The 12,358-nt window shown below is 66.8% G+C and carries 10 protein-coding genes and 1 pseudogene; 8 read left to right on the top strand and 3 right to left on the bottom strand.

Annotated elements, in window-relative coordinates; all coding sequences use genetic code 11:
- Nucleotide 1: 1 nt before the first annotated feature.
- From mreD to E6W39_RS44295, 6 genes are all read left to right on the top strand, one after another.
- Nucleotides 2-622, top strand: a complete 621-nt coding sequence (gene mreD, locus E6W39_RS28155; RefSeq protein WP_141635878.1) for a rod shape-determining protein MreD — start codon at nt 2-4, stop codon at nt 620-622.
- Between the two features lie 37 nt (nt 623-659).
- Complete coding sequence (mrdA, locus tag E6W39_RS28160) at nt 660-2,888, top strand: penicillin-binding protein 2 (RefSeq protein WP_141635879.1); 2,229 nt, start codon at nt 660-662, stop codon at nt 2,886-2,888.
- The gene (rodA, locus tag E6W39_RS28165; RefSeq protein WP_141635880.1) at nt 2,885-4,087 is read left to right on the top strand and encodes a rod shape-determining protein RodA; all 1,203 of its coding nucleotides are present in this window, start codon (nt 2,885-2,887) and stop codon (nt 4,085-4,087) included. Before mrdA ends, rodA begins: the two co-directional genes overlap by 4 nt.
- A gap of 65 nt (nt 4,088-4,152) precedes the next feature.
- Entirely contained in the window at nt 4,153-6,111 is a 1,959-nt protein-coding gene (locus tag E6W39_RS28170) for a TIGR03960 family B12-binding radical SAM protein (protein ID WP_141635881.1), read from the top strand.
- A complete protein-coding gene (locus E6W39_RS28175; protein WP_141635882.1) occupies nt 6,108-6,293 on the top strand; it encodes a hypothetical protein in 186 nt (61 codons plus the stop codon). The genes E6W39_RS28170 and E6W39_RS28175 overlap by 4 nt, the downstream gene beginning before the upstream one ends.
- A 1,097-nt stretch (nt 6,294-7,390) precedes the next feature.
- Nucleotides 7,391-7,954: a DUF3515 domain-containing protein gene (locus E6W39_RS44295; protein ID WP_141635883.1), complete on the top strand. Its 564-nt coding sequence runs from the start codon at nt 7,391-7,393 to the stop codon at nt 7,952-7,954.
- An 83-nt stretch (nt 7,955-8,037) separates the two neighbouring features.
- Here E6W39_RS44295 and E6W39_RS28185 read toward each other — a convergent pair whose 3' ends face one another.
- Nucleotides 8,038-8,532, bottom strand: a complete 495-nt coding sequence (locus E6W39_RS28185) for a hypothetical protein (RefSeq protein ID WP_141635884.1) — start codon at nt 8,530-8,532, stop codon at nt 8,038-8,040.
- Nucleotides 8,533-9,022: 490 nt separating this feature from the next.
- On the opposite strand from E6W39_RS28185, the pseudogene E6W39_RS42070 reads away from it, so the two are divergent.
- Nucleotides 9,023-9,337: pseudogene (locus E6W39_RS42070) on the top strand (cation:dicarboxylate symporter family transporter); the annotation flags it as partial.
- Between the two features lie 429 nt (nt 9,338-9,766).
- Here the strand turns inward: E6W39_RS42070 and E6W39_RS28195 are convergent.
- Both E6W39_RS28195 and E6W39_RS28200 read right to left on the bottom strand, forming a co-directional pair.
- Nucleotides 9,767-9,982, bottom strand: coding sequence for a hypothetical protein (locus E6W39_RS28195; protein ID WP_141635886.1), 216 nt, complete (start codon nt 9,980-9,982; stop codon nt 9,767-9,769).
- A gap of 335 nt (nt 9,983-10,317) precedes the next feature.
- Nucleotides 10,318-11,673 carry a transcriptional regulator gene (locus E6W39_RS28200; protein WP_141635887.1) on the bottom strand — a complete coding sequence of 452 codons (1,356 nt, stop codon included), beginning with the start codon at nt 11,671-11,673 and terminating at the stop codon, nt 10,318-10,320.
- Between the two features lie 154 nt (nt 11,674-11,827).
- On the opposite strand from E6W39_RS28200, the gene E6W39_RS28205 reads away from it, so the two are divergent.
- A complete protein-coding gene (locus tag E6W39_RS28205) occupies nt 11,828-12,271 on the top strand; it encodes an ATP-binding protein (protein WP_141635888.1) in 444 nt (147 codons plus the stop codon).
- Nucleotides 12,272-12,358: the final 87 nt, after the last annotated feature.

Here is a 12,358-nt window from a genome sequence, read left to right on the forward strand (position 1 = left end):
GATGGTCATCAAGCGAACCGTGCTGGCCGCCGTCCTGCTGCTGGTTGCCCTGGTGGTCCAGGTCAGCGTGCTCGGACGGCTGCAACTGCCCGGCGCCACCCCGGACCTGCTGCTGCTCGTGGTGGTCGGCCTGGCGCTGGTCTTCGGACCGATGGGCGGCAGCCTGACCGGCTTCTTCGGCGGCCTGCTGGCCGACCTGGCGCCGCCCTCCGACCACGCGATCGGCCGCTACGCACTGGTGCTCTGCCTGATGGGCTACGCGGCCGGCCTGCTGCGCGCCGAGCCCGGGCGGCAGCGCTCGGTGCTGGGCCCGCTGCTGGTGGTGGCCGGCTCGGCGGTGGTCTCCACCGTGCTCTACGCGCTGGTCGGCGCCCTGGTGGGGGACACCGCGGCGCGCCATGTCGGGCTCCCCGGGCTGGTGTTCAGCGCGCTGCTGTACGACGTGCTGCTGGCGCCCTTCGCGGTGCCGGCCGTGATGCTGCTGGCCCGCCGGTTCGGTGGTGTCGGGCTCGACGGCGAGGTGACCGGGCCGGGCCTGGGCACCATCGCCCGCTACCGCACCACCCGGCACGCCTCCTCGGTGGGGCCGTCCATCCGCAAGAAGCTCGGCGTCAAGTCCTGATCCGATCCGCCCGTTCGACCCTGGGGAGTCCTCAGCCGTGAGCAACATCCCGGAGACCGGCCGCACCCGCCGGCTGACGATCCGTCTGGTGGTGCTGCAGATCCTGGTGCTGTCGCTGCTCGCCACTCTGGGCGGTCGGCTCTGGTACCTGCAGATCCGCAACGGCAGCGAGTACACGGCGAAGGCCTCCAGCAACCAGATCCGCGAGGTGGTCGACCCGGCGGTGCGCGGCGAGATCCTGGACGCCAACGGCAAGGTGCTCGCGGGCAACCAGACCAAGCTGGTGGTCTCGGTCTCGCGCACCTCGCTGCTGGAGCAGAGGGACCACGGCAAGGCGGTGCTGGGCCGGCTGGCCCAGGTGCTCGGGATGACCACCAAGGACGTCTCCGACAAGGTGCGGCTCTGCGACTCCAAGACCCCGCAGCCCTGCTGGAACGGTTCGCCTTACCAGCCGATCCCGGTGACCGACCAGGCCACCACCCAGCAGGCGATGCAGATAATGGAGCGCCGCGAGGACTTCCCCGGGATCACCGCGCAGCCCACCGCGCTGCGCCAGTACCCGGGCCCGGACGGGGCCAATGCCGCCCAGGTGCTCGGCTACCTCTCGCCGGTCACCGACGACGAGGTCAGCAAGACCGCGGACAAGACCGGCAAGGACAAGTACCTGCCGTCCGACCAGATCGGCCGGGCCGGCCTGGAGGCGGTGTACGACAGCGACCTGCGCGGCACCACCGGCGTGGACCGGCTGCAGGTGGACAACCTCGGCCGGGTGATCGGCAGCGCCGGCACCACCCCGGCCCAGCCCGGCAACAACGTGGTCACCTCGCTCGACTCCCGGGTGCAGAAGGTCGTCGAGGACAACCTGGGGCAGGCCATGAACGACGCCCGCAAGCAGTTCGACACCGAGACCAACAAGAACTTCGAGGCCGACTCCGGCGCGGCCCTGGTGATGGACGTGCACACCGGCCGGATCATCGCGATGGCCAGCGCGCCGACCTACGACCCCAACATCTGGGTCGGCGGCATCTCGGCCAAGGACTACGCCAACCTGACCAGCCAGGACTCCAACTACCCGCTGCTGAACCGGGCCATACAGGGTCAGTGGGCACCCGGCTCCACCTTCAAGGTGGTCTCCACCTCGGCCGCCGTCGCGGCCGGCTACTCGCTCGACGGGCACTACGGCTGCCCGCCGAGCATGACCATCGGCGGTCGCGAGTTCAAGAACTTCGAGGGCGAGAGCTTCGGTGACATCTCGCTGGAGAAGGCGCTGGAGATCTCCTGCGACACCGTCTTCTACGGCCTGTCCTACGACCAGTGGATGAAGGACGGCGGGATCCACCCGAAGAACCCCGCCGACTGGTTCTACAAGACCGCGCACCAGTTCGGCCTGGGCGCCAAGACCGGCATCGACCTGCCCGCTGAGGTGCCCGGCCGGGTGCCGGACCGCCAGTGGAAGCAGGACTTCTACGACGCCAACAGGGACGCCTGGTGCAAGCAGGCGCAGAGCGGCGCGACCGACTTCGCCACCCAGATCGCCAGGGAGAACTGCGTCGACGGCAACGTGATGCGCGCCGGTGACTCGGTCAACTACGCGATCGGCCAGGGCGACACCCTGGTCACCCCGCTGCAGATGGCCCGGATCTACTCGGCGCTCTCCAACGGCGGCACGCTCTACCAGCCGTCGGTGGCCAAGGCGATCGTGACCCCGAGCGGCCAGCTGGTCCGCAACATCGCCCCGGTGGTCTCCGGCAAGCTGCCGGACGACCAGAAGACCCTGCAGTACATCAACCAGGCCACCGCCGGCGTCATCACCGAGGGCACCGCGGCCTGGAAGTTCGCCGGCTGGCCGCAGGACAAGATCCAGCTGCACGCCAAGACCGGCACCGCCGAGGTCTACGGCAAGCAGACCACCTCCTGGCTGGCCACCTACAGCAACGACTACGCCGTGGTGATGACGATCAGTCAGGCCGGTACCGGTTCCGGCGGTGCCGGTGACGCGGTCCGCAAGATCTACCAGGCGCTCTACGGCGTGGACGACAAGGGCGGCATCGACAACACCAAGGCGCTGCTGCCGACCCCGCAGACCCAGCTGCCCAAGTTCAACCCGGACGGCACCGCGATCCTCAACCAGGCCTCGTACGCCACCGGTTCGTTCGACTACCCGCCGCTGCCGCAGCCCGCCCAGCCGGCGTTCGCCACCGACCTGGCCGCCACCGAGCCCAACGGCAACGGCTACGGCAACGGCTACGGAAGGAGCCGGGCGTGACCTCCTCCTACAGCTCCTACCGCCCGCTGCGGTTCAGCCCCCAGCGCGGCCGGCTGGCCCGGGCGCTGGCCAAGGACGCCCCGCTGCGGCGGATCGACTGGATCATAGTGCTGGCCGCGCTGGCGCTGTCGCTGGGCAGCTCGCTGCTGGTCTGGTCGGCCACCCGGGGACGCGACTCGCTGACCCACGGCGACCCGCAGTACTTCCTCTACCGCCACCTGACCAACCTGCTGATCGGCCTGGTGCTCTTCGGGGCCGTGGTCGCGATAGGGCACCACCGGATCCGCGCCGCCGTGCCGATCCTCTACCTGTCCACCATCGTGCTGCTGCTCGCCACCCTCAGCCCGCTCGGCTCCACCGTCAACGGCGCGCACTCCTGGATCCAGTTCGGCGGCGGCTTCTCCGTCCAGCCCGCCGAGTTCGCCAAGCTCGGCATCGTGCTCGGGATGGCGATGATCCTCTCCTCCCGGATCGACTCCGGCGAGCGCGAACTGCCCAACGACAAGAGCGTGCTGCAGGCGCTGGTGCTGGCCGGGGTGCCGATGGGCATCGTGCTGCTCTACCCCGACCTGGGGTCCGTGATGGTGATGGTGGTGACCATCCTGGGCATCCTGCTGGCCGCCGGCGTGCCCAACCGCTGGCTCTTCGGGCTGCTCGCCGCGGGTGGCCTCGGGGCGACCGCGGTCTGGAAGCTCGGGGTCCTGAGCAAGTACCAGATCGACCGGTTCGCCGCCTTCGCCAACCCCAAGCTGGACCCGGCCGGCGTCGGCTACAACACCGCCCAGGCCCGGATCGCGATCGGCTCCGGCGGCCTGACCGGCAAGGGCCTGTTCCACGGCAGCCAGACCATAGGGCAGTTCGTCCCCGAGCAGCAGACCGACTTCGTCTTCACGGTGGTCGGCGAGGAGCTCGGTTTCGTCGGCGGCCTGGCGCTGGTCCTGCTGATCGGGGCGATCCTCTGGCGCGGCTGCCGGATCGCCCGGCAGGCCACCGACGTCTTCAGCACCGTGGTGGCCGGCGGCGTGATCACCTGGTTCGCCTTCCAGTCCTTCGAGAACATCGGCATGACGCTCGGCATCATGCCGGTCGCCGGCGTCCCACTACCGTTCGTCAGCTACGGCGGTTCGTCGATGTTCGCCGGCTGGATCGCGATCGGGCTGCTCCAGGCCGTCCGCACCCAGCGGCCGATCGCGGGCTGATCGGTTCGGCCGAGCCGGTACCCTTGAGGGTCACCCCCTGCTCCTCTCACTTAAGGGTTCACCGCATGCCAGTCGAATCGGTCTTCCCACGCCTGGAGGCCCTCCTCCCGCACGTTCAGAAGCCGATCCAGTACGTCGGCGGCGAGCTGAACTCGACCGTCAAGGAGTGGGACGCCTGCGACGTGCACTGGGCACTGATGTACCCGGACGCGTACGAGGTCGGGCTGCCCAACCAGGGCGTCATGATCCTCTACGAGGTGCTGAACGAGCAGGACGGGGTGCTCGCCGAGCGGACCTACAGCGTCTGGCCGGACCTGGAGGCGCTGATGCGCGAGCACGGCGTGCCCCAGTTCACGGTGGACGCGCACCGCCCGGTGAAGGCCTTCGACGTCTTCGGGCTCTCCTTCTCCACCGAGCTCGGCTACACCAACATGCTGACCGCGCTCGACCTGGCCGGCATCCCGCTGAACGCCGCCGACCGGACCGACGAGGACCCGATCGTGCTGGCCGGCGGCCACGCCGCGTTCAACCCCGAGCCGATCGCCGACTTCCTGGACGCCGCCGTGGTCGGCGACGGCGAGCAGGCCGTGCTCGACATCACGAGGATCATCAAGGCCTGGAAGGCCGAGGGCCGTCCCGGCGGCCGCGACGAGCTGCTGCTCCGGCTGGCCCGCACCGGCGGCGTCTACGTGCCGAAGTTCTACGACGTCGAGTACCTGTCGGACGGCCGGATCGGCCGCGTGGTGCCCAACGCCCCCGGCGTGCCGTGGCGGGTCTCCAAGCACACCGTGATGGACCTCGACGAGTGGCCCTACCCCAAGCAGCCGCTGGTCCCGCTCGCCGAGACCGTGCACGAGCGGATGTCCGTGGAGATCTTCCGCGGCTGCACCCGCGGCTGCCGGTTCTGCCAGGCCGGCATGATCACCCGCCCGGTCCGGGAGCGCAGCATCACCGGCATCGGCGAGATGGTCGAGCGCGGCCTCAAGGCCACCGGCTTCGAGGAGGTGGGCCTGCTCTCGCTCTCCAGCGCCGACCACACCGAGATCGGCGACATCGCCAAGGGCCTGGCCGACCGCTACACCGAGGACAAGATCGGCCTCTCGCTGCCCTCCACCCGGGTCGACGCGTTCAACATCGACCTGGCCAACGAGCTGAGCCGCAACGGCCGCCGGTCCGGCCTCACCTTCGCCCCCGAGGGCGGCTCGGAGCGGATCCGCAAGGTGATCAACAAGATGGTGTCCGAGGAGGACCTCATCAACACCGTCGCCACCGCCTACGGCAACGGCTGGCGCCAGGTGAAGCTCTACTTCATGTGCGGTCTGCCCACCGAGACCGACGACGACGTGCTGCAGATCGCCGAGATGGCCAAGAACGTGATCCAGAAGGGTCGCGAGGTCACCGGCCAGAACGACATCCGCTGCACCGTCTCCATCGGCGGTTTCGTCCCCAAGCCGCACACCCCCTTCCAGTGGGCCCCCCAGCTCGGCGCCGCGGAGACCGACGCCCGCCTGGCCAAGCTGCGCGAGGCGATCCGCGGCGACCGCAAGTACGGCAAGAACATCGGCTTCCGCTACCACGACGGCAAGCCCGGCATCGTCGAGGGCCTGCTCTCCCGCGGCGACCGCCGGCTCGGCGCCGTGATCCGCGCCGTCTACGAGGACGGCGGCCGCTTCGACGGCTGGCGCGAGCACTTCTCCTACGACCGCTGGATGGCCTGCGCCGACAAGGCCCTCGCCCCCACCGGCGTCGACGTCGCCTGGTACACCACCCGCGAGCGCTCCTACGAAGAGGTCCTCCCCTGGGACCACCTCGACAGCGGCCTCGACAAGGACTGGCTCTGGGAGGACTGGCAGGACGCCCTGGAAGAGGTCGAGGTCGACGACTGCCGCTGGACCCCGTGCTTCGACTGCGGCGTCTGCCCGCAGATGCAGACGGCCATACAAATCGGCCCGACGGGCAAGAAGCTGCTGCCGCTGACGGTGGTCAACACGGGGGCTGACCAGGGAAAAGGCGCTGGCGCGTGAGTGATGCGCTGGGCGAAGTGTGTGACTTTTTTCACTCGCTGGACGAGGCTGAGCGGATCACTCTTTTGGGTGAACTTGGCGTCGGCGGCGCTGCCATGAGGAGGTCGGTGGAGGTCGTGAAGACGCCTCTGCCGGCTCCGCGGCAGGCTGACGGGATCGTCAGCGAGATCGAGTGGGTCTGAGCACTCTGGTGCCTGGCGGCGTTCGTTGGCCCCTTCCCGGTTGATACGGGGAGGGGCCAATTGCTTGCCGAGGGGCGTGGTTGGGCTGGCCGGTGCGCGGCGGGGAGAGGCCTGGCGCGATTCTCAGTGCCAGTGGGGTTGTGACTCGCCGTTGAGGGACTCGCAGGTGATAGGTCGGCCAGCGGCGTCCGTGGTCGACTTGCCGACGTCGCTCTTGCGGCAGAACTCGCCCTCGCTGTAGCAGTTCCCCGAGTTGCTCCTGATGCTGCACAGCGCGCTGGCGCTCGCGCCGGTGGTAGGGGCATGGGGCTTGGCTGTGTGGGGGCGACCGTTGGCACCGATGTGGGGACAGTGGGGGCGCTAGTCGGGATCAGAGTGTTGGCGGGTGCGCTGGGTAGCGCGGATGGCGACGGTGACGCCGTGGGGGAACCGCTGCTAGAGGTTGCTGCTGAACTGGTCGGGGACTTGCTGCTCGCTCCAGGCTTGGGGTGGCTGGAGCCGTACCGGCAGCCGGCTACGGCGAGTACGGCGCTGACCGCGAGCGCGACTGCGGCGGATCCACGAGAGGGCATAGCCGCACGGTAGCCAGCCGCTGCGCATGCTGATCATTTAATTGGGCCGTTGGTGAGCAACGCCTGCAAGTCGTGTCCTGGCTCCTGAGATCGGGGGTGCGGTTGATCTCGACTCGGGGCGGCCAGGGTAGTTGCTGGCTGTGGCCGCCGATGCATACGGCTGCAGAAATCGGTCCGACAGGCAGGAACTTGCTGCCGCTGATGGTCATCAAAGGCGCTGGCCAAGGCGAAGGCGGCTGGTGCTAGCTGGTCAGAGACCAGTTCCTCGCCCTCTTGTCCTCGCTTGGGGATCAAGACTCGCCGAGCTGCCACAACATGCGGATTAGCGACGCAGCGCTCCTCAGTCTGCCTGGTACAAGTGTTCCACGGTGGACCGACCCAAGGTACCCAGACCGACTCTCAGCGACGATGGGGCAATGCTGAGCCGCTGCTCGGCTACCCGCATCCGCGATCAGCAAGCGAAACCGCACCCAGTGCATCTGACGGGCAGTCATGAGATCGTGACTCGCCAAGTATGATCGATCGATGCATCGTCTCCTTGGTCGTCCCGTCCGTGCCATCAAGACACTCCCTGAACCTGTTCGATGGCTGGCGATACCAGTTGCACTCGCGATATGCACCGCCCTCGTGCTGGCGGAGGACAATGCGCCGTGGAGTCCCGCGCTGACCATGCCGCATCCAGACGCAGAAGCCGCGCTCTATTGTCAGAGCCTCATGAAGGCGCTGCCCGATAACCTCGAGGGGCACAGCAAAGTCACGCCGGACCCGTCGCCGAATGTCGCGTACTGGTCGAGTTCACCGCGCACAGTGTTGCGCTGTGGGGTGCCCCGCCCAAAGAGCCTGAATATAGAGGCCAATCAGCGAAAGGAGTCGCCGAGCGTAAACAATGTCCAATGGTATGACGAAAGCGACGGCCACGGCGGCTACCGATTCACCACTACACTGCGAAAGGCATACGTAGAGGTAGACAGCCCGGCCGGAGCATATCCGAATCTCGTTGACCCGCTAAGTCCGATATCATATTTGGTTAATTCCACGATTCCGGACAAGTATGGTCGACTCAACGCTACAGATGACGATGCGGTCTAAAAACGTGTGCGGGGCTGAACTTATGCGATAGCTCAGCCCCGCCAAAATCAAGTTCGCTGCTCGTCTAAGTCAGCGGATTTGACTTATTTCCCATATGTCCCGGTGGACCAGATGGGTCCGGACGGATCGAATTGGTTTCCGCCAGTGTAAACGACAAGGTTGCCGTCCGGCTGGAAGAAGAACCAGGCGCCGGAGTTCCCCCAGGTAGAGGTAGACCAGAGTGCATTGTGGTTGTTGTCGTACAGAACGAAGTTCCCGTCGCTCTGCATGAATGCCGAGCCGGGCGTGTGGCCCCAGGTTTGGCTGCTCCAGATGGCGGAGCCACTGCTGTTGTACAGAACGAGGTTCCCATCGTTCTGCAAGGTCAGCTCGTACTTGTCCGTGCAGGCGGCTGCGCCTGGCATGAGGACCCCATTGTTGTGCTGGAAATAGAACCCGCCAGCGTCATATGAGCAGTTTGGATACGGGAAGCTGTTGGCGCTGGCACTGGCGCTCCCGGCGGGAATGAGTGCTGCAGCTAGAGCGACCGATGCCACCCCGACGGTCGCCCTTATGGTTCGTGCAATGCGATTCTTCATGGTTCCCCCCAGTGTCGGCTTTCAGTGGTGAAGTCAGCATACATGCAATCGGCCTCTCTGGCAGGCAATTTAAAGAGATCCTTCTTCTGTGCTAACTTCTGATTTGGCGACGAATGTATGTGTTTATGCCCGTTTATGTGGTGCTCGACTGGATTGGGTTGCGCAAATGGCGCGACTGTTGTGTCGGGAGTGCAAAATGGAAACGAGTGCCAGGGATATCCCATTTCTCCCGTCTCGCCTCAAGGCTCCATCCAGGGCGGCAGGCCTTTGAGATTTGCGAGCACAGTGGCGTTCACTGCGTCCGGGGCTGCTGGCGGACCAACTAGAGCCGTCGATGGCGGCCACGAGTCATGAGCTGGGCGGTGGCGGAGAATGTCTGTAGCCGCAGGTCGTGGCCGCATCGTCCTTCTAGGGGCGGGGCAGCAGCCGCCGGTGATCGCGATCGCCTAGTAGCTCGCCTGCGTGCCCTTGGAGGTCACCAATGCGGCCTCCGGCAATCGTGTCGATCTTCGTCGCCCAGGTCTACGGCATCCACCTCGGCACCGACGACTACCTGCTGATCGCCTTCGCCTCGGTGATCGGCTCCGCCGCCACGGCCAGCCTCACCGGCGCCATCGTGATGCTGACCCTGACCCTCTCCACCCTGGGCCTCCCCTGGAGGGCGTTCGGCCTGCTGCCGGCCATCGACCCGATCCTGGACATGATGCGCACCGCAACCAACGTGGCCGGTCAGGTCGTAACTATGTTGATCCTGGCTGCTCGCGCTGGCATCCTCGTCCGCTTCGCGTACGACAGGGCAGGTGCTGACCTGATGAGGAGGCATCCTCTACGGGCGCGCTGTCTTCTGCCGGAGCTCCGAGGCAGTCGCGGTCGCCCGATCGACGTGTGTTCGGAGTGCCTCATGGAAGAGGCCGTCGGAGACTCTGTACTCAGCGGAGAGGCCTCTGTACTGGGACGTGTGTCTGACCTTGGTGAGGCCGCAAGATCGGAGTTGTGCTGGGGCTTCGACTCTTGGCACTTCGTGAGGTGATCCACCTGGTTTAGAGGGTTCCCTGTAGAGTGCTTGTAGCTACAGCGGGGCCAGAACGTAGTCAGACTGAGCCCCAGTGCATTGAGCGGCAGGAAAACGAAGAAGGACCGCCCCCGCCTGGCAGCAGATGACGGTCCTACTCCGTATAGCTGAGCAGCACACCGCGAGAGCCTGGCGTTCGCCAGGCTTCTCGTCTGTCTGGGGCTACTTCACCAGCGCTGGGATCGCCGTGATCACCGAAATGAGTGTCACGCCGACCAGGCACCAAGTGGCGCGGGTCAACGCCCGCGTCGCCCGGACATCCGAGTTTTCGCGATGCTCCTCTTGCACGTCGCCAGTCGGCACCTCGACCTCGATGGCTTCGAGATCTTCGGCGGCCTCCTGGTGGTCGCCGTGCTGCTCATCGGACTTGTTGTCCACAGAGGAGCTCCTCCCCGGTCGTGCAGGCATCGAGCCTGCGATCTGGTGTTCCGGGGTTCCGGACACCGTCGACGGGTGCCCGGCCGAGGAGGCTGAGCAAGAGCATACGTGTAGTGGTGGCTTCGACTTGCGACCCCAGATGTAGTGTGCCGTCTAACGCACCTGACGGTGAATCATGCCCACCCAACTTGATCTTCCGTGTCATCGAGTAGTTCGACGGGCAGTGCTGACCCGCCAACAGTTGTTCTGCTGGTCAAACACATTCCAACGGCCTCGATGTGAAACCTTGAGCCCTCCTCCTTGTCAAGGAAGAGGGCTCAACATGGTTCTGTTGATCACGCAGCCAGCACGTCCCGGGCCCGCTCGTTGAAGTCGGCGACCAAGGGGTGGCGGCCGAAGGGGGTCATCTGGCGCTTGAGGTTCTGGACGGCCTCGACGGCGCGGGACGACTGGACCTGGCTGGTGAGGCTCAGCGTCCTGAGGCCGGCCGCGTGCGCAGCCTCGAGGTCCCGCCGCTGCAGGTGCGAAACGGCCAGCGCCGCCTGGGACATGGCGCCGCGGCGGGCTCGCTTTTGGGCGCGGGCGTGGTCGATGGAGAGGCGTGCGTAGGTGGCAGCGGTGTCGGGGTCGCCGATGTCCTGGAAGGTCTGGGCGTGCTCGCCGTTGAGGTAGGCCGGGTCGATGTAGCGGGCCCACTCGGCTTCTTCGCTGTCCGGGGTGACCTTGGCGTAGGCGGCCTCGGACTGGCTGACGGCTCGGATGGCGCCCTGCCTGTCGCCGAGCTTGGCGAGCGCCCGGCCTTCGAGGGCCCAGAGGTCGGCTAGGCAGGCGTCCGACTCCGGGGTGCGGGAGAGACCGGCGCGGCCGGCCTGGGCGAGGCGGCGGCCTTCGTCGGGGTGGCCGAGCAGCGCGGCCTGGTCGGCCATGCCCGCTAGGACGTGCGCGCCGAGTGCCGGGTTGCCGGACTCCTCGGCCAGCCGCAGAGACTGGATCAGGTAGCGCTGGGCGGTGCCGTGTTCACCGTCGTCATAGGCCATCCACCCGAGGAGGTAGGTCTGCTCGGCGGCGGCCTCGGCCAGGGCGCGGCGGACATCCTCGGTGTAGCTCCGGCGGAGCAGCGGGTAGACGTGCTCATTGGTGTAGCTGGCCAGTGTGGCTCGGCCGGCGCCGCCGCCCTGGAAGATGTCCATCTCCTGGAAGGTGCCGAACATGTTCCGTACGGCGGCGACGTCTTCCAGGTGGACGCGTCGGTTGGGGTCTGCCTGCTGATCCAGGGTGCTCAACAGCCAGTCACGCGAGGGGCCTACCGCCGCCGCGACGGCGAAAGTCGACCCGGTCAGGAATGTGCGTCGATCCACGTCTGCCCTCCCTAGCTCCGCAACGGCTTCAACCGTAGCGCCGTAGGACTGGTTGTAGACAAGTGATCGATCCGGCGTCGAGTCGGGTGTGAAGCCGAGATCGTAGGTCGTCACGCGGAATCCGAAGTGCGCGGAGAACAGGTCGGCCAGGATCTCAGGTACAGGTGGACGCGGCGTCTGGCCTTCCAACCAGCGCCTGACGCTGGACGTGTCGCAGGTGATGTGCAGGTGGCCGAGCTCGGTAGCCTTCGCTTTCACTGTCCGAGCGAGCTTCCCCCGCGACCAGTCGGTTCGACTGAGCCAGTCGGCGAGCTGTGTGTTCGGTGACCCCATTGCCTCGCACTCCCGTTCGCCGGTGGTGGTGATTCACTACGGTTCAACACCCCTGACAACAGTACTACTTGGCGTGACCTCGCGGTTCTCTGTATGTGCAGACCGCACGACGTACGCGGAGTTGACTCCGCGTCAGATCGCGAGGGAGTGAGACGTGATCACCGCGAGAGCTGAGGTCGAACAGGACGACCCGTCGGACAGTACGGCAGAGCTGTGGCTGCCCAAGAGCGAGCTGTCGGCGCCGCGGGCACGCGCGACGCTGGTGCAGCTCCTGGAGCGCGTGGACGGCGGGGAGCGCTTCATGGAGGCCGGAAGCATCGTGCTGGCCGAACTGACGGCGAACGCGAGCGCCCATGGAACGCGTCGGGGCGACCGCTTCATTGTTCGCCTGAGGGTCAATGCGGTGCGGCTGCGGATCGAGGTGCATGACCGAAGCACCAAAGAGCCCGTGATGCGCGCGATGGCCCCCATGGCGGAGAACGGGCGGGGCATGCATCTGGTCAGCTCGCTCTCCCAGAGCTGGGGGTGCCACCTGCGTACGCCGGGCGTCGGCAAGGCGGTCTGGGCGGTCGTCCTTCCGGCGCAGGGGAGCTCCTGATGTTCAGGCGGGGAAGCGGTTGGCGCCGACAGGCAGAGAAGCGCTGCTACTACTGCGGTGCCGGTGTGGCGCACGCGGCCGTGCGTA

Source organism: Kitasatospora acidiphila (assembly GCF_006636205.1).
GTDB classification, from domain to species: Bacteria; Actinomycetota; Actinomycetes; order Streptomycetales; family Streptomycetaceae; genus Kitasatospora; species Kitasatospora acidiphila.